At 65.2% G+C, this 17,688-nt stretch carries 17 protein-coding genes; 10 read left to right on the plus strand and 7 right to left on the minus strand.

Translation table 11 applies throughout. From position 1 onward, the window contains the following. Positions 1–4 precede the first annotated feature (4 nt). Positions 5–802, minus strand: a complete 798-nt coding sequence (locus CFR71_RS02570) for a DsbA family protein (RefSeq protein ID WP_239020240.1) — start codon at positions 800–802, stop codon at positions 5–7. 285 nt (positions 803–1,087) lie between these two features. Between CFR71_RS02570 and CFR71_RS02575 the strand changes: the two genes are divergently transcribed. The 3 genes from CFR71_RS02575 to CFR71_RS02585 all read left to right on the plus strand — a co-directional run bounded on the left by CFR71_RS02575 (position 1,088) and on the right by CFR71_RS02585 (position 4,278). After that, positions 1,088–2,500 (plus strand): gamma-glutamyltransferase, encoded by a 1,413-nt coding sequence (locus tag CFR71_RS02575; RefSeq protein ID WP_408891640.1) that lies wholly within the window; start codon positions 1,088–1,090, stop codon positions 2,498–2,500. 240 nt (positions 2,501–2,740) lie between these two features. Beyond that, positions 2,741–3,781, plus strand: a complete 1,041-nt coding sequence (gene recA / locus CFR71_RS02580; RefSeq protein WP_110526721.1) for a recombinase RecA — start codon at positions 2,741–2,743, stop codon at positions 3,779–3,781. Positions 3,782–3,882: 101 nt separating this feature from the next. Beyond that, entirely contained in the window at positions 3,883–4,278 is a 396-nt protein-coding gene (locus tag CFR71_RS02585; protein ID WP_239020241.1) for a hypothetical protein, read from the plus strand. 22 nt (positions 4,279–4,300) lie between these two features. On the opposite strand, the gene CFR71_RS02590 is transcribed toward CFR71_RS02585, so the two are convergent. Beyond that, positions 4,301–5,623 carry a glycerate kinase type-2 family protein gene (locus tag CFR71_RS02590; RefSeq protein WP_110526723.1) on the minus strand — a complete coding sequence of 441 codons (1,323 nt, stop codon included), beginning with the start codon at positions 5,621–5,623 and terminating at the stop codon, positions 4,301–4,303. Between the two features lie 375 nt (positions 5,624–5,998). Between CFR71_RS02590 and coaA the strand changes: the two genes are divergently transcribed. Then, entirely contained in the window at positions 5,999–6,904 is a 906-nt protein-coding gene (gene coaA / locus CFR71_RS02595) for a type I pantothenate kinase (protein WP_239019217.1), read from the plus strand. Positions 6,905–7,016: 112 nt separating this feature from the next. Here the strand turns inward: coaA and aldA are convergent, their stop codons facing one another. Together aldA and CFR71_RS02605 are read right to left on the minus strand one after the other, a co-directional pair. Beyond that, entirely contained in the window at positions 7,017–8,465 is a 1,449-nt protein-coding gene (gene aldA / locus CFR71_RS02600) for an aldehyde dehydrogenase (RefSeq protein WP_110526728.1), read from the minus strand. A 231-nt stretch (positions 8,466–8,696) separates the two neighbouring features. Beyond that, the gene (locus tag CFR71_RS02605) at positions 8,697–9,260 is read right to left on the minus strand and encodes a ferritin-like domain-containing protein (protein WP_110526730.1); all 564 of its coding nucleotides are present in this window, start codon (positions 9,258–9,260) and stop codon (positions 8,697–8,699) included. Positions 9,261–9,454: 194 nt separating this feature from the next. Here CFR71_RS02605 and CFR71_RS02610 point away from each other — a divergent pair, with 194 nt between their 5' ends. The 5 genes from CFR71_RS02610 to CFR71_RS02630 all read left to right on the plus strand — a co-directional run bounded on the left by CFR71_RS02610 (position 9,455) and on the right by CFR71_RS02630 (position 14,727). Continuing rightward, entirely contained in the window at positions 9,455–10,357 is a 903-nt protein-coding gene (locus CFR71_RS02610; protein ID WP_408889191.1) for an NUDIX hydrolase, read from the plus strand. A 163-nt stretch (positions 10,358–10,520) separates the two neighbouring features. Next, the gene (gene nadA, locus CFR71_RS02615; protein WP_110526732.1) at positions 10,521–11,501 is read left to right on the plus strand and encodes a quinolinate synthase NadA; all 981 of its coding nucleotides are present in this window, start codon (positions 10,521–10,523) and stop codon (positions 11,499–11,501) included. Continuing rightward, positions 11,498–13,066: an L-aspartate oxidase gene (locus CFR71_RS02620; RefSeq protein ID WP_110526734.1), complete on the plus strand. Its 1,569-nt coding sequence runs from the start codon at positions 11,498–11,500 to the stop codon at positions 13,064–13,066. The genes nadA and CFR71_RS02620 overlap by 4 nt, the downstream gene beginning before the upstream one ends. After that, complete coding sequence (gene nadC / locus CFR71_RS02625) at positions 13,063–13,917, plus strand: carboxylating nicotinate-nucleotide diphosphorylase (protein ID WP_110526736.1); 855 nt, start codon at positions 13,063–13,065, stop codon at positions 13,915–13,917. Before CFR71_RS02620 ends, nadC begins: the two co-directional genes overlap by 4 nt. 135 nt (positions 13,918–14,052) lie before the next feature. After that, positions 14,053–14,727, plus strand: coding sequence for a GntR family transcriptional regulator (locus tag CFR71_RS02630; RefSeq protein ID WP_110526738.1), 675 nt, complete (start codon positions 14,053–14,055; stop codon positions 14,725–14,727). Between the two features lie 87 nt (positions 14,728–14,814). Here the strand turns inward: CFR71_RS02630 and minE are convergent, their stop codons facing one another. The 3 genes from minE to minC all read right to left on the minus strand — a co-directional run bounded on the left by minE (position 14,815) and on the right by minC (position 16,775). Then, positions 14,815–15,090 (minus strand): cell division topological specificity factor MinE, encoded by a 276-nt coding sequence (gene minE / locus CFR71_RS02635; protein WP_110526740.1) that lies wholly within the window; start codon positions 15,088–15,090, stop codon positions 14,815–14,817. Positions 15,091–15,092: 2 nt separating this feature from the next. Beyond that, positions 15,093–15,905 carry a septum site-determining protein MinD gene (gene minD, locus CFR71_RS02640; RefSeq protein ID WP_110526743.1) on the minus strand — a complete coding sequence of 271 codons (813 nt, stop codon included), beginning with the start codon at positions 15,903–15,905 and terminating at the stop codon, positions 15,093–15,095. Positions 15,906–16,043: 138 nt separating this feature from the next. Continuing rightward, a complete protein-coding gene (gene minC, locus CFR71_RS02645; RefSeq protein ID WP_110526745.1) occupies positions 16,044–16,775 on the minus strand; it encodes a septum site-determining protein MinC in 732 nt (243 codons plus the stop codon). A gap of 243 nt (positions 16,776–17,018) precedes the next feature. Between minC and fzlA the strand changes: the two genes are divergently transcribed. Further along, positions 17,019–17,687: an FtsZ-binding protein FzlA gene (fzlA, locus tag CFR71_RS02650; RefSeq protein ID WP_110526747.1), complete on the plus strand. Its 669-nt coding sequence runs from the start codon at positions 17,019–17,021 to the stop codon at positions 17,685–17,687. The last annotated feature ends 1 nt before the right edge of the window (position 17,688 follow it).

The following is a 17,688-nucleotide window of genomic DNA, read 5'->3' on the forward strand; positions in this document are numbered from 1 at the left end:
AGGATCAGCGGGTATGGGCGATCGCCTGCTTGAGTTCGTCATAATCCACCGCGCCGGGAATGATCTGGCGGGCATTCATGACAAAGGTGGGCGTGCCATCCAGCCCGATTCCATGGCCCAGCTCCATGTTGGCCTGAAGGATGGCGGTGACCCTGGGGCTGTTCATGTCCTTGGCCAACTGGTCGGCGTTCAGTCCGCACTGCTTGGCCAGGGTGCGCATCCGTTCCACCGTGGGGGCGGCGGAATCGGTCATGATGGCATGCTGCAGCTTGAAATACGCGCCCTGTCCCCCTTCCTCGAAGGCGGCGACCAGCGCCTGCGACGTGATCAGGCTGCCCTGTCCCAGGACGGGCACCACCTTTTCAAGGATGCGGACATCCTTGTCCTCCGCGACGATGCGGTCCAGATCGGGCAGCACCTTGCGGCAGTAGGGGCAGCGGGGGTCATAGAATTCGACGACGGTCACCTTGGCCTGCGCGTTGCCCAGGATCGCATCCGATGCCGCCGGGTTGAGCAGTGCGGAACGATGGGCCGCCAGCGCCTGCTGTGCCGAAAGCTGCTGCTGGTTGGCCGCATTCTGCCGCAGCGAGGTGATGGCGTCGGACAGGATGGTGGGATCGGTCTTGAGCGCGTTGCGCACGATTTCCACGATTGCCTTGCGCTGCGCGGGGGAAAAGACGTCGGTGGCGGCACCCTGCGCAAATCCCGCGGTGGGGATGCAGGACGCCCCCGCAAGGAGTGCGGCTGCCGTCGCGGCGGGAAACAGGCGGCGCAGCCGGCGGATGCTGTTGGATATGGGCACGGGCGGCCTCCGTTGATCGGTCAGGATGGGGGTTGTGTAGAGGAAGCAGCGAGGTAAAGAAAGAAGACGGGATGGGAAAGATGCGGCCTGCCTCCTCATGTGGCCTGTTGCCGGGGGCGCGCAAGACCGCTAATGGCGGAATGTCCCGGTGTGCCGGTGTCATGGCTTGTGGCAGAGCCTGTGGCGTGGCGCATGCTGTCGTGGTCGATATGGAGAAAAACACGCGTGCCAGAGCATTCCATGAAATCCCCTGCACGCAGGGCCGTACGACTTGCGTTTTCGGCAATGCTCGCGGTGTCCGTGACCGGATGCAGCCACCCCGCCTCTCCCTTGCGCCTTGTCACCCACATGTTCGGTCCCTCGCCCGGGGCGCTGGTGGGGACCGTCGCCGCCGACGAACCGCAGGCCGTCATGGTCGGGCGCGACATCCTGTCGCGTGGCGGCAACGCGGCGGATGCCGCCGCAGCCATGGGCATGGCGCTGGCGGTCACGCTGCCGTCGCGCGCGTCGATGGGATCGGGGGGCGCGTGCCTGGCCTATCGTCCCGGTGACACCGATGGCGGCCGGGCCTTTGTCTTCACCCCGCGTCCGGGTACGACCGAGGGGATCGTCGGCGCGCCCCATGCCGACCGTCCCGCCGCCGTGCCGATGCTGGCGCGTGGCATGTACCTGATGCACCTGCAGTATGGTACCACGTCGTTCGGGGAAATCCTGCCGGACGCGATATCGCTGGCCGCCAACGGGATCAATGTCAGCCACCAGCTTGCCAGTGACCTTGCCACGGTGCAGGGCGCGCTGCTGGCGGATGCGGGCATGCGCGCGATCTTCAGCCGCACCGACGGCACGGCGCTGGTGGAAGGCGACGCCCTGGTGCAGACGCGCCTGTCCGGCGTGCTGGAACAGATCCGCAGCATGGGCGTGGGGGACATGTATAACGGCGCGCTGGCACAGTCCTTCAGCGCCGGCAGTCAGGCGGCGGGCGGCGGGCTGCAGACCAGTGACCTGCGCGCTGCCATCCCGTCCGAACGCCTGCCGCTGCATGTCAATGCGGGTGGTGGCCTGACCGTCGCCTTCCTGCCGCCACCCGCCGATGGTGGCCTGGGCAGCGCGGTCGCCTTCCGCGCGCTGCTTGCCGGACAGGGCAGCCCCGAGGCCCTGTCGCAGGGAAGTGTCGCGGCCTGGCGCGCGCGCGGTGGCGATACGCAGGGCAAGCAGACCGTCGATGACCAGACCGCCCGCGCGCAGGCGTTCCTTGATTCGGGCGCATCGGGCAGCGGCAGCCTGCCGCCCCTTCCGGCCTCGACCTCCTTTGCCGTGGTGGACCATGCCGGCATGGCGGTTGCATGCAGCCTGACGATGGACAACCTGTTCGGCACGGGGCGTATCGCGGGGAACACCGGCATCGTGCTGGCGGCATCGCCCGCGCGAATGCCTGCCCCGCTGCTGTCCGCCGCCATCGCCAGCGACGGGCATGCCTTCCGTGCCGCCGTGGCCGGGTCGGGCCAGAATGATGCCGCCGCCGCCGTGGCTGAGGAAATGAAGCTGGTCCTGTCAGGGCAGGCGCCCGCGTCGCGCGCGGTTACGGCCGAGGGACGCGTCAATGCGATCGCCTGTCCCCGTGGCCTGCCGGGCGACGGGGCAAGCTGTGTCGCAGGATCGGACCCACGCGAAACGGGACTTGCGGTCGGGCCGCGATAGGGATCGCCCGCTGCGCATGGCGCGGACAGGGTAACGCGATAATGGATGACAGGGGCGGGTTGCAGGCAGGGGCACGGTTGTAAATGGTCCCGTTTTGTTCCATATAGGATGGAGCAACGCAGCCTCCATGCACAGCAGGGTCGCGGGCATGACCGTCATGCCCGGCGGGTTCTCGTGCCGCCCCGGATACGGGAACATGGAATGCGCGAAACACAGCTTCGTCGAAAAGGTAGGCAGGCCATGGCACAGGCTCCGGGTATTGATAAAGGCAAGGCTCTCGAAGGCGCTCTGAGCCAGATTGAACGCGCTTTCGGCAAGGGTTCCATCATGCGCATGGGCGAACGGCCCAAGACGGAGGTGGACGTGATTTCCACCGGCTCGCTCGGGCTGGATATCGGCCTTGGCATCGGGGGCCTGCCGCGTGGCCGCATCGTGGAAATCTATGGACCGGAAAGTTCGGGCAAGACGACGATGGCGCTCCACGCCATTGCCGAGGCCCAGAAGAAGGGTGGCACCTGCGCCTTCATCGACGCCGAACACGCGCTTGACCCGGGATATGCGCGCAAGCTCGGGGTGGATGTGGACAACCTCCTCATCAGCCAGCCCGACGCTGGTGAGCAGGCGCTGGAAATCGCCGATACGCTGGTGCGTTCCGGCGCGATCGACGTGCTGGTGATCGACAGCGTCGCGGCCCTTGTCCCCCGCGCGGAACTGGAGGGCGACATGGGCGACAGCCATGTCGGCCTGCATGCCCGCCTGATGAGCCAGGCGCTGCGCAAGCTGACGGGATCGGTGTCGCGTTCGAACACGATGATGATCTTCCTCAACCAGATCCGCCTGAAAATTGGCGTCATGTTCGGCAGTCCCGAGACGACGACAGGGGGTAACGCGCTGAAGTTCTATGCCTCCGTCCGCATGGATATCCGCCGTATCGGCTCCATCAAGGACAAGGACGAGGTCGTGGGCAACCAGACCCGCGTCAAGGTCGTGAAAAACAAGATGGCTCCCCCGTTCCGCCAGGTGGAATTCGACATCATGTATGGCGAAGGCATCAGCAAGATGGGCGAGCTGATCGACCTGGGCGTAAAGGCCGGCATTGTCGAGAAATCAGGGGCCTGGTTCTCCTGCGACAGCCAGCGGATCGGGCAGGGGCGTGAAAATGCCAAGCAGTACCTGCGCGACCATCCCGAAATGGCGGCCGATATCGAACGCCGCGTGCGTGAACAGGCCGGCGTGGTGGCGGAAGCCATGCTGGTCGGTCCCGAAGATGACGCCGAATAGGGACGCCTTCCCACCCGCATCGGCGGCCGTCACCATGGCGTGACGGCTGGATATGCAATAATCATGCTTTGTGTGCTGATGCGGGATGATACTGTGCGGATATGAAATCGCGTCTTGTCATGATCGGGGTATTGCTGTGCCTGTCATCGTGCGCTGATACAATGCACGGGGACCCCACCGATCCGGTCGATGTTGATGAGGCGATGCCCCCGATCGGCGGGCATCGCGCCAATGGCACGACAGTGCGGGCGCCACCGGCCCAGGCTTCCGCCGCCGGGCATGTGCGCCAGCTCCCGCGTGTCGACCCCGATCCGGATGCCGCGACCGAAGCCTATCATTCCATGCCCGATGCCGCGGCGATGCAGATGATCTCGTCAGGCTACGACCCCGCACAGGCTGGCGACGATGACGACCAGGATCAGGAGGACGGGAAGCATTTCGTCGTCCCCGATACCCAGGTCAGCTATGGCAAGCCGAAAGGCAGTGGCGCGAACTGAGGCGTTGCGTCCTTTTCCCGCCCTATCGCACCATGATCGCGCGGATATCGTTGACATTGGTCATCGTGGGGCCGGTCCGCACCAGATCGCCCGTGGCGTCGAACAGGGTGTAGCTGTCATGGCGGCGCAGCACGTCGCGCGGGTCCAGCCCCAGCATGCGGGCACGTGACAGCGTATCGGGGGTGATGATGGCGCCTGCCGCGTCTTCCGTCCCGTCGATGCCGTCGCTGTCGCCCGCAATGGCCCAGATCCCGGCCTCGCCCCGCAGGCCGAGGGCAAGGGAGAGGAGGAATTCCGTATTGCGTCCTCCCCGTCCCGGCGCGCCATCGTGCGCGCGGATCGTCACGGTCGTCTCCCCGCCCGACAGCAGCACGGCTGGCCCCGCCACGGGGACGCCGTGATGGCGCGCGGACTGCGCGATGCCGGCCATGATGATCGCGGCTTCCCGGCTTTCCCCTTCCAGCGCATCGCCAAGGATCAGCGGCGTCAGGCCAAGGCCGCGCGCCGCGTCCGCCGCAGCCTTCAGCGCCATCATGGGGGTGGCAATCAGGACATACCTATTGGCGCCCTGCATCGGGGCGCGGGGCGGTGCGGGACGCGCCAGCGCGTGCAGGATGCGGGGCGTCACCGCGATGTCGCGGCGCTGCAGCACCGCCAGCGCCTCGGCCGGGGTCGTGGGGTCGGGCACTGTCGGCCCGCTGGCGATGGTCAGGGGGCTGTCGCCCGGCACGTCGCTGATGGCCAGCGTCAGCACCGGGGCAGGGGCCGCCGCCATGGCAAGACGCCCGCCCTTGATGTCGGAGAGGTGACGGCGCACGAGGTTCATGTCCGCGATATCCGCCCCGGAATGCAGCAGCGCCTGGTTGAGTTCGCGTAGATCCGCCAGCGTCAGGCCGGGCGCGGGGAGTTCCATCAGGGCCGATCCCCCGCCGGAAATCAGGGCGATGACCAGGTCGTCCGGTCCCAGTCCCCGCACGGCCTCCAGCATGGCGCGGGCGGCGTCCTCGCTCCGGCTGTCGGGGACGGGATGGGCGGCTTCCATCACGCGTATGCGCGACGTGGGGACAGCGTGCCCGTCCCGCGTCACCACGACGCCGCGCATCGGGACATCGGGCCATGCCTGTTCCAGCGCGGCCGCCATGGAGGCCGCAGCCTTGCCCGCGCCCACCACGACGCACTGGCCGCGTGGTGGCGGCGGAAGGTGACGGGCCAGCACCCGTTCGGGCAGGGCGCTGCGCACGGCGGCGTCGAATATCCGCCGCAGCGCCAGACGCGCGCTGTCATCGTGCCATTCATGTCCCCCGGACGCATCGCGGTCGGCGGGGAAGGACGGGGCGGATGGCATGGTCATGAAAGGTTCCGTCGTGCGGGAAGTGGCGCAATGGGTGGCTGTCGGGCGGCGTGGCATGAGGGCGTGGCGTGGCGGATGGCATCTTTCCTTTCATGAAGTCCAGCCATGGGGATGGGGCAAGGGGGAGGGCGTGTCACAATTTTCACGACTGTATCAGGTGGGGCCATCTGACGCGCCCTGCGGGTCTGCACACGCGAAATTGGGGCCGATGGCTCTGGATCGGGGAAAGGTATGATGTTACGCCGCCGGTCGTGATCCGGACATCCGTGCCCGGGTCCGCCATCAGGAGGAGAGCGGCCCTTGGAGAGCGTAAAGGGTAACAGTCCCGCCACGCCGCAGGTCCCGTCATACGCCGCGACCCGGCCATACATGATTTTCCCCCGCCCCGAATGGGCGGCCCTGCGCGCCAACGTGCCCCAGTTCCTGAGCGAGGCGGACGTCGCGTCCCTGCGTGGCCACAACGAACCTGTCTCCCTCGAGGACATCGCGGAGGTGTACCTGCCGCTGTCGCGCTTGCTGAACCTGCATGTCCTCGCCAGCCGCAGCCTCAATAACATGGTCAAGAGCGCCTTCCTCGGCGCGCCGCGCCGGACGATGCCCTTCATCATCGGCATCGCCGGCAGCGTGGGCGTGGGCAAGAGCACGTTCGCGCGCCTGCTGCAGGCGGTGCTGTCGCGCTGGCCCGATCATCCCAACGTGTCGCTGGTGACGACGGATGGCTTCCTGCTGCCGACGCGGGTGCTGCAGGAACGGGGCCTGATGGGGCGCAAGGGCTTTCCCGAAAGTTACGACCTGCGGCAGATGATCGCCTTCCTCGCCGCGCTGAAGGGCGGGGAGCGCGAACTGCAGGTGCCGATCTATTCGCATGAGGCCTATGACGTCATTCCCGACCGCTATCAGGTGGTGGACCAGCCCGACATCCTGATTTTCGAGGGGCTGAACGTGCTCCAGACCGCCTCCGAACAGCCTTTCATGGCTTCGGATTTCTTTGACTTCTCGATCTATCTCGATGCCGATACGGCGGACATCGAACGATGGTACGTGCAGCGTTTCCAGTTCCTGCAGCAGACCGCCTTTCGCAAGCCGACCTCCTATTTCCATCATTATCGCGACCTGACCCCGCCGGAGGCGGAAAAGGTGGCGCGCGATATCTGGCAGCGCATCAACCTGCCCAATCTGGAGGAAAACATCCTGCCGACGCGCGAACGCGCCCGGCTGATCCTTCGCAAGGGACCCAGCCACAGCGTCAGCACGGTCTGGATGCGCCAGATCTGAGGATGTCCTGACGCGGGTTGCGCGGCGCGGGTGATGGTGCGGGGAAAAAGCCCCCCAAAAAAACAGGGGACCCGAAGGTCCCCTGTCGTCATCGCGGGCTGATGATGCCGGATCAGTAATTGAGGTAGATGGTCTTGGTATCCACATAGGCCTCCAGCCCGTACTGGCCATCCTCGCCGCCGATGCCGCTGTCGCCATAGCCATGGTGGAAACCCTGCGCCGCTTCGCCGCCTTCGCGGTTGACATAGATTTCACCGAAATTCAGCTCGTTGCTCATGCGCATGACCTTTTTCAGGTCCTGCGTGAACATGTAGGCCGACAGGCCATAGCGCGACTTGTTGGCCATCATCAGGGCCTCGTCGAAATCCTGCACCTTGATGAGCGAAAGGACCGGGCCGAAGACTTCGTCCTGGCTGATGTCCATTTCGTTCGTCACGTTGGTCAGCAGGGTGGGGGCATAGAAATTGCCGGTGTCGTAGATGCCGCCCGTCAGTTCCCTGCCGCCCAGTTCCACCTTCGCGCCCTGCGCCACGGCGCGCTTGACCATCCCGTCGACCTTTTCCATTTCGGCCTTGCTGATTTTCGGACCCATGGTGGTTTCGGGATCCAGCGGATTGCCGACCTTGATGTCCGCGATCTTCCTGCGCAGCAGGTCGAGGAAGCGGTCATACACCGCTTCATGGACATAGGTCCGTTCGTTGGCGGTGCAGACCTGCCCGCAGTTCATGAAGCGCGCGGAAACGGCGGCCGTGGCGGCGGCCTCGATATCCGCGTCGTCCATGACGATGAACGGCGCCTTGCCACCCAGTTCCAGCCGCACTTCCTTCAGGCCCTCGGACGCGGCCGCCATGATCTTGCGGCCCGCGGGGGTGCTGCCGGTCATGGTGATCAGCTTGGTGATCGGGCTGGTGACCAGCTGGTTGCCCACCGTCGCGCCGCCGCCGGTGACGACATTGAACACGCCCTTGGGGAATCCCGCCTCCACCGACAGTTCCGCCAGCGCCAGCGTTGCCAGCGGCGTCAGCTCATGCGGCTTGATGACGAAGGTATTGCCCGCCGCCAGCGCGGGGCCAAGCTTGCGCGCCGTCAGGGCAAGGGGGAAGTTCCATGCCGAAATCCCGGCGACGACGCCATGGGGGATTTTTTCGATCAGGATTTTCTCGCCCGGGCGGCTGCCGGGAATGATGTTGCCTTCCAGCCGCCGCGCGTTCTCGGCCGCGAAACGGATCAGCTGGATGGCGAAATTGACCTCGACCTTCGCTTCCTTCAGCGGCTTGCCGTTTTCGGTGGTGATGATGCGCGCCAGCCTGTCCTCGTCCCGGCGGATCAGGTCGATCAGTTTGTAGAGGTAATCCGCGCGGTCTGTGGCGATCAGGCGGCTCCACGTGCCAAAGGCTTCCTGCGCCACGTTCAGGGCGCGGTCCACGTCGTCCTTGCTGGCGACCGCGACGGTGGCAAGGGTTTCGCCCGTGGCGGGGTTGCGGATGGTGTCGCGTTCCTCCGCCGTGGCGGGCACCCATTCGCCGCCGACAAAAAGGTCATAGTTCCTGACGTCTGTCATGTCAGTTTCTCCGTAGTGAATGTTCGATCGTGTTGCTCGACATCAACCGTTCTGGCCGTCATCCTCAGGATGACACCAACTGGTTGAGATGTCGTTGTCGTATCGGGGATCTGTCCGCCGCGTCACGGTTGTCGCCATGGCGCGCGCCTGCCCCCCGCCAGAACAGGGCCATGGCAGGTGGGGGCGCAGGGCGCCGCGCGGGATATCGGGACGGGGCAGGTGGCCAGGGGATCAGGACAGGAAGGGCTTGCCTTCGTGTGCCACCAGAAGGTCGTGCATGTCGGTGGCATGCTCCTCTTCCTCGGCGAGGATCTTTTCAAGCATGATGCGCGTGGTGGGATCGTGGTCCGCGAAATAGCGGATCAGTTCGCGGTAATGCTCGATCACCAGGCGTTCGGCCACAAGGTTCTGGCGCACCATTTCCACAAGGTTGCCGCCCTGTCCGTATTCGCTGGCCGAACGTGTCGCCAGCCCTTCGGGGGACAGGTCGGGAATGCCGCCAAGCTGGTCGATGCGCTCGGCCGCCCACATCATGTGGGCGCGCTCTTCCTTCGCATGGGTCGCGAATTCGGCGGCGACGCTTTCGCTGGTGATGCCTTCGACCGAAATCGAATGCATGGTATAGCGCAGCACGCAGACGAGTTCCGTTGCGACAACCGTCTGCAGAAGGTCGATGGCCGTCTTGACATTCCCCTGATAGGCAGGGGTCAGGGCGCCCTGTTCAATGGATTTTCTTGCGCGTTCACGCAGGGTCTGTACGTCGGTAAGGAATGTATTTTCCGGGGCTTTCGCCATTCCTGTTTCTCCTTTGCGGGTGATGAACGGGAACTGCGTCCTGCGCGTTCGTGTCGGGCTGTGTCCGTCACAACGGGATAGGGCCGGAACGGTTGCATATTAAACAGTGGCATATGAAACACACGGGCACGTCCCGGCGGACGGAACAGGGGGACGATGCGGTGAACGTGCAGGGGGAAAGTGCGCAGGGTAGGATGTCGCGCGTGGTCACCGAACTCATCGCCGTGCTGACGGCGGTGCGCGACGGGGTGCCGCAGGTGATGACGATCGATGACGGGCGCCTTCTGCCGTCCGGTCCGCTGGAAAGCGGCCACCGCTCGCTCCAGGCGGGGGTACGTTCGTGGGTGGAACAGCAGACCGGCCATCCCATCGGCCATGTGGAGCAGCTTTATACCTTTGCCGACCATGACCGCACCCTGCATCCCGAACAGGGGCGCAGCATCTCGATCTCCTACCTCGCCCTGACGCGGAGCGAGGCGCGCGAGACGGGATGGCGGGACTGGTATGACTATTTCCCGTGGGAAGACCGCACCAGCGAAAGCCGCAAGGAGATCACGAACCTGATCGAACGCCGCCTGTGCGCGTGGGTGGCGGGGATGACCGACCTTGAAACCCGCATGCGCCAGTGGCAGCGCTGCATGGCGCTGTTCGCCATCGGCGACGGGGGGGGCTGGGACGACGAACTCGTGCTGCAGCGCTATGAACTTCTGTACGAGGCGAAGCTGGTGATGGAGGCGGCCTGCCCCCCCGATCAGGCGATTCCCGGACGCTACATGCATCGCGACCATCGCCGCATCCTTGCCACCGCCATGGCACGGCTGCGTGCAAGGATACGTTACCGCCCCGTCGTGTTCGAGCTGATGCCCGAGGAGTTCACGCTGTTCCAGTTGCAGCGCGCGGTCGAAAGCCTGGCGGGCTGCCATGTCCACAAACAGAACTTCCGCCGCCTCATCACGCAGCAGCAACTTGTTGAGGAAACAGGCAGGATCGAGGAAAAAACGGGTGGCCGGCCCGCGCGCCTGTTCCGTTTCTGCGGGGAGGTGCGGCGCGCCCGGCAGTTCGCGGGCACCAAGCTTCCGATCGTCCATTCGGGTTAGGCATGGCCCCGGCCATGCAAGGTCGCGGGGCGGCGTTCACGAAAATCCTGATTGACACAGGCGGGGTTTCACGTTGGAAGTGTCCGGCCGGGTTATGGCGTCGCACTTATACTCAAATTGAGTATAAAATTATGGACGAAGGTCTCCGGCAGGGAGGGCAATCATGAATCAACTGGGTCCCCGGCAAACGGCTGACCGGCTTTATGACCGCGTGCGACATCTCGTGCCGGAAATGGAATGGGCGACGTTCCTGGACGATATCCGCGCCATCGAAGACCTCAAGCAGCAGCGCAACGCGATCATCCTGGCGCATAATTACCAGACGCCGGAAATCTTCCACTGCGTCGCCGACATCCGTGGCGACAGCCTTGCCCTTGCGCGTGAGGCACAGGAGGCCAGCGCCGATGTCATCGTCATGGCGGGCGTGCATTTCATGGCCGAGACGGCCAAGATGCTCAACCCCGACAGCACGGTGCTGATCCCGGACATGAAGGCGGGATGTTCGCTGGCGGATTCCATTACCGCGCGCGATGTCCGTGCCCTGCGCGAACGCCATCCCGGCGTGCCGGTGGTGACCTATGTCAACACCTCGGCCGAGGTGAAGGCCGAAAGCGACATCTGCTGCACTTCGGGCAATGCGAAACGTGTTGTCGAAAGCCTCGGCACCGATCGGGTCATCATGATCCCCGACGAATTCCTTGCCCGTAATATCGAGGCGGAAACCGGCATAAAGATGATTACCTGGCCGGGGCACTGCGAGGTGCATGAACGTTTCACGCCCGGGGAAATCACCCGCATGCGCGAGGACAATCCCGGCGTGACGGTGCTTGCGCATCCCGAATGCCCGCCAGAGGTGGTGGCGGTGTCCGATTTCTCCGGCTCCACCGCGATGATGAGCGATTACGTGCAGGCGCACGACAGCGGCAAGGTGCTGCTGGTGACCGAATGCTCCATGAGCGACAACCTCGCCCTGCTGCATCCGCACATCGATTTCGTCCGTCCGTGCAACATGTGCCCGCACATGAAGCGCATCACCCTGTCGGGCCTGCGGCATGCGCTGGAAACCATGACGCATGAGGTCACGATCGACCCGGCGCTGGCGGCGCGCGGGCGGCGTGCGGTCGAACGCATGCTGGCGATATGACCATTCCCGACCTGCGTGGCCTGGCCGGACAGCCCGTCATTGTCGGCGGCGGGCTGGCGGGGGTCATGACCGCCCTGATGTATGACCGGCCGTGCGTGCTGCTGTCATCCGGACCGCTGGGGGCCAGCCATCCGGCGGCGGCGTCCAGCATGCTGGCGCAGGGTGGCATTGCCGCCGCCGTGGGCGCGGACGACACGCCGGCACTGCATGCCGCCGACACGCTGGCGGCGGGGGCGGGCCTGTGCGACCCGGACGTGGTCGAACGCGTGACCGCCGATGGACCCGACGCCATCGCCCGGCTGGCGGCGTTCGGGGTGCGTTTCGACCGGGCCGCCGATGGCGCGCTGGTCCTCGGGCTGGAAGCCGCGCATTCGCGCCACCGTATCGTGCATGCCCGTGGCGATGCCTCCGGCGCCGCGATCATGGAGGCACTGGTCGCGCGTGTCCGTCGGACACCGCGCATCACGGTCCTTGAAAATGCCCGGGTGCATGCGCTGGAAAGCCATGACGGGGCGGTGGTGGGCGCGCGCGTCACGATGGATGGCCGCGACATCGCATGGCCCGCGCCCGCCGTGGTGCTGGCGACAGGCGGCATCGGCGGCCTGTTTGGCGATACGACCAATCCCCTTGGCGCGGTGGGGCAGGGGCTTGCGCTGGCCGCGCGGGCCGGGGCCGTCCTGGGCAATATGGAGTTCGTGCAGTTCCATCCGACAGCCCTTGCCGCGCGGCATGTCGCAGGCCCGATGCCGCTGATAAGCGAGGCGGTGCGCGGCGAAGGCGCGGTGCTGATTGACGAGGGCGGCGAACGCTTCACCGCCGAGCTTGCCGCGCGCGATATCGTCTCGCGCGCCGTGTGGCGTCACATGCGCGCGGGCCACCATGTCTTTCTCGATGCGCGTCAGGTGCTTGGCACGCGCTTTGCCACGCGCTTTCCCGCCATCGACGCATTGTGCCGCGCGCAGGGCATTGACCCGGCGCGCCAGCCGATCCCGGTGCGGCCCGCGGCCCATTACCATATGGGCGGCATCGTCGTGGACGGGCGCGGCCGCAGCACCGTGCCCGGCCTGTGGGCCTGTGGCGAGGTCGCCTGCACCGGCCTGCATGGGGCCAACCGCCTTGCCAGCAATTCCCTGCTGGAGGCCGTTTCGTTCGGCACGTGGGTCGCGCGCGACCTTTCCACGCTTGCGCCTGTCACTTCGGCCGAACCTCCGCGCGACATGGGGGCGGCCGCGACCGTCCGGCCCGCGTCGCATGAGGCATGGCGCAGAAGGATGGCGCGGGATGCGGGCGTCATCCGCACGCGCGATGACATGCGCGAGGCCCTGCGTGTCTTTGCCCCCCTTGCCGACGGGGATGACGGGGCGCTTGTCCGCGCGATGGTGCTGTGCGGGGCCCTGCGGCGCGAGGAAAGCCGTGGCGGCCATTTCCGGGCGGATTTCCCGCAGGCCGCCGCCGTCGCCACCGCGTCGCGCCTGACGCTGGCGGACGTGCGCGAACATGCCGCCACCCCTGCCGCGAAGGCAGGCGAGATGACACAAACCCCTGACAATGGAGTGGTCGCATGATCCGCCCCCTGCCTGACATCATGCTTGAACCCCTGGTCCGCGCCGGCCTGATGGAGGATCTGGGCCGGGGCGGGGACCTGACCACCGACGCGACGCTGGGGGATGAAACCCTGTCCGCGCACGCCGTGCTGTCGGCGCGGCAGGCCGGGGTGGTCGCCGGGCTGGATCTGGCGCGTCTGGCCTTTACCCTGATGGACCCGGCGATCGTGTTCGAGGTCGCGGCCCCCGATGGCACGCACGTCACCCCGGGACAGGTGATCGCCAGCGTGCGGGGACCGGCGCGCGGCATCCTGTCGGGGGAGCGCGTGGCGCTGAATTTCCTCTCCCATCTCTGCGGGATCGCGACGGCGACGGCGCAGGTTGTCGCGGCCGTGCAACCTTATGGCACCAAGGTAAGTTGTACGCGCAAGACCCTGCCCGGCATGCGCGCGATCCAGAAATACGCCGTGCGCGCGGGCGGCGGCAGCAACCATCGCTTCGGGCTCGATGATGCGATCCTTATCAAGGACAACCATCTTGCCATTGCCGGTGGGATACGCCCGGCCCTGACGCGCGCGCGCGCCGTGGCGGGTCATCTGGTCAGCATAGAGCTGGAGGTCGATACCCTTGAGCAGCTGGCCGAGGGGCTGGAGGTCGGCGGGGTGGATGTGTTCCTGCTGGACAACATGACCCCAGAACAGCTGCGCAGGGCTGTCGCCATGATCGACCATCGCGCCATTGCGGAGGCATCGGGCGGCGTCACGCCGGACAACGCCGCCGCCATTGCCGCCACCGGGGTGGACCTGGTGTCCATGGGATGGCTGACCCACAGTGTCAGGGCGATGGATATCGGACTTGATTATCAACCATAGGATGCGGATGCATGTCATCAAGTTTGGATAAGCAGAAAAAACGTGATCGACATGCAGTACAAGTTGCCATCTGTGCTGAGATCATTATTTATGCGGATTAATAAGATATATTTGCATGAAGGATAAGAAACCAGCATGGCGGCGGATCGTACGGACCCGAACATCAAGACCCCCCGACGTGTACTCAGCGTTGACGCCTATGAACATGTCCGGCGCGGTCTGATCCGCAGTCGTTACCGCGCTGGCGAACGTCTTGTCCTGCGGCCGCTTGCCGCTGAACTCGGTCTCAGCCCCACCCCGGTGCGCGAGGCGCTGCTGAGGCTGGTTTCCGAACATGCGCTGGAACTCAATGACCGCAACACGGCGGTCGTCCCGGCGATGACGCGGCGCAATTTCGCCGAAATTCACGCCCTGCGTTCCGATCTGGAAGTGCGCCTGGCAGAAGCTGCCGCCCTGAAGGCCAGCCAGCACGGGATCGAGACGCTTGCCATGCTGCACCACCAGTTTGCCGAGGCGCTGGCCATTCGCGATGATGGGGCCGTGGCCGCGCTGAACGCTGATTTCCATACAACGATCGCGACATTGGCCGATCTGCCCCTGACCGCCAATATCCTGCGCAACCTGTGGGTGCGGATCGGGCCGCTCTATGCCCTTTCACGCCCGATGCCGCCCATGCGCAGCATGGGGGAGGTCCATCCCCATGCCGCCCTGATCGACGCCCTGCGCGCGCGCGACCCGCAGGCCGCGCGCGAGGCGATTACCCGGGATTTCAATACGGCGCGTATCTGGATCGAACCGATGCTGGCCTGACGGCACGAAACAGCACCGCCCCCACCGGGGCGGATGCAGCACGACGGGGCATTGTCGGTGCCAGCGATGCCCCGTCGTGCCGTCGGTTCAGCGTTCCCTGCCTTTTTCGAGGGCCGGGACCTCGATATCGATTTCCAGCATGGAAACCGACGTGCCGCGATCGACCTTGATCTGGACCTTGTCCTGATCGACGGGGATATGCTTCTTGATGACCGCGAGGATTTCGCTGTGCAACGTGTTCAGGAGTTCTGATTCCGGGCCGTCGGCGCCCGCGCGTTCATGCGCCAGCAGGATCTGCAACCGGTCCCGCGCCACGGGCGCGGAACTGCGGGAACGGCCGAAAAGGGTGTCAAGCAGGCCCATGATCATGATCTTCCCTTGAACAGCCAGCCAAACAGGCCGGTACGCTCAGTGGGTACGGTGACTTCGAGCTTTTCGCCTTCCAGGCGCCGCGCCGCTTCGGAATAGGCGCGGGCAGGGGCGCTCTGGGGGCTGGAAATCGTGACGGGGGAGCCAAGGTTGGAGGCCCGCAGCACTTCCTCGCTTTCGGGAATGATGCCCAGAAGCGGAATCGACAGGATTTCCAGCACGTCATCGGTGCGCAGCATCTCCCCACGGGCCGCGCGGCCGGGGTCATAGCGTGTCACCAGCAGGTACTTGTCGATCTTGCTGCCGCCCTTGGCCTTTTCGGTCGTGCTGTCGAGCATCCCGATGATGCGGTCACTGTCACGGACGGAGGAGACTTCGGGGTTGGCGACCACGACGGCGCAGTCGGCATGATACATCGCAAGCTGCGCGCCGCGTTCGATGCCCGCCGGGCTGTCGCAGATGATCCAGTCGAATTTCTCCCGCAGTTCACCAATCACCTTGGCGACGCCTTCGGCTGTCAGGGCGTCCTTGTCGCGCGTCTGGGAGGCGGGCAGGATGGACAGCGTCTCGATCCGCTTGTCGCGGATCAGGGCCTGCGACAGTTTCGCATCGCCCTGGATGACGTTGATGAGGTCATAGACGACCCGGCGTTCCGCCCCCATGACGAGGTCGAGGTTACGCAGCCCGACGTCGAAATCGACCACAACCACATTCTGCCCTGTCTGTGCCAGCGCCGCGCCCAGTGCCGCGGTGGACGTTGTCTTGCCGACCCCGCCCTTTCCGGAGGTGACGACCAGCACTTTCGCCATTCTAGATTTTCCTTGTCCTGTGGTTTGCGTCCGCGACCGGGGAACGGTAGGCCGGAACGGTTGAAATATCGTTGTCAATTAGTAAGGGGGCAGCGGGGGGGTATGCAACTGCCATACGGGTAAAACAGTATCTCAAATTCATCTTCTTTGAGCGACAGCCATCCGCAGCGCGAGCGGTTGCACCACGATTGTGTCATTATTAAGCATCGCCTGCGATGGACTGCCCGACAGCCGGGGGTCGATATCCTCGGCCGTCATATAATATCCGTCGATCGCCAGAAGTTCCGCGCGCATGTCATGGGCAAAGATCCGCGCCTCGGGCTGTCCGTTCATGCCGGCGATCGCGCGTCCGCGCAACGTGCCATAGACATGGATGGACCCGGCGGCCGTGATTTCCGCCCCGGACCCCACCGACCCGATGATGATGATGTCGCCATCGGGGTTCATGATCGTCTGGCCCGAACGGATCGGCTGCTCGAAAATCAGCGATGACCCCTGGATGCGTTCGGGGACGGGGACATGGTCCTCGGGGATTGTCACCGCGCCGGAAGCCCGTCCGCCATCCAGCCCCGCGGGCCACTGCCAGTGGGAGATCGCGGGGGTCGCGGGATCCGCCCCCTCGATCGCGATGATGCGGATTCCGCGTTCGAGCAGGGCGGGATACAGCTTGCCCAGGCCCGGTTCATCCGGCCCGAGGAGCGACAGGTCGAGGATGACGGGCTTGCTGGCGAAAAAGGCGGCGGAACGCGCGATCTGCGCATCAAGTCCGGCCATCCAGTCGGACAGGCCGGGTTCGGGGGACAGGACCAGCGCCAGAAAGGAACGGCCACGGGCGCGTATTTTCGGAAGGGAACGCAATTCGTCGGACAAAGTGGTTACAGCCTTCGTCTGCCTTGGGATTCGTATGTCTGGAACCGGTGGGTTATCGTTTCTGCGCGTGCAATGTGCCAGAAAAAAACGGCCGAGGCCACGGTCCGTAATGGCCCTTCATCCATGACGGGCTCGTGCGGCGCATGGGATGATGTCGCGCCGCCATGCCCCCTGTCCGATGCAATGCGGTTTTGTTGACATGAAGGCTTGGCTTAGGGTGGGGCGATGCAATAAAGCGGATGCATGCGTATCCTCTATCATCTTCCCCTTTCACCCTATTCCCGCAAGGTCCGCCTTGCCCTGGGGGAAAAGCGACTGCCGTTCGAACTGAAGATGGAGCGGGTATGGGAACGTCGTCCCGATTATCTCGCGGTCAATCCGGCGGGCACCGTTCCCATGCTGGTGGAGGAGAACGGCCTGTCCATCCCCGATTCGTGGGTCATCTGCGAATACCTGGAGGAAGCCTATCCCGACACGCCGCTTCTGGGGCGCACGCTTGCGGAACGGGTGGAGGTGCGACGCCTTGTCGTCTGGTTCGACGAGAAATTCGGCAACGAGGTTTCGCGCAACCTGCTCAATGAAAAGGTGATGAAGCGCATTTCCGGGCGCGGCAATCCCGATGGCGGGGCGCTGCGGGCGGGGTACGCCAATATCCGTTTCCACCTGTCCTATATCGACTGGCTGGCGGAAACGCGGCAGTGGATGGCGGGCAACATGCTGTCGCTGGCGGATTTCGCGGCGGCGGCGCATCTGTCATGCCTCGATTTCATTGACGACGTGGCATGGGACAAGGCCCCGGCGGCCAAGGACTGGTACGCCCGGATCAAGAGCAGGCCGTGTTTCCGCACGCTGCTGCAGGACCGTGTCAGCGGCATGACGCCCCCCGCCCATTACGCCGACCTCGATTTCTGAG

This window comes from Novacetimonas pomaceti, from assembly GCF_003207955.1.
GTDB classification, from domain to species: Bacteria; Pseudomonadota; Alphaproteobacteria; order Acetobacterales; family Acetobacteraceae; genus Novacetimonas; species Novacetimonas pomaceti.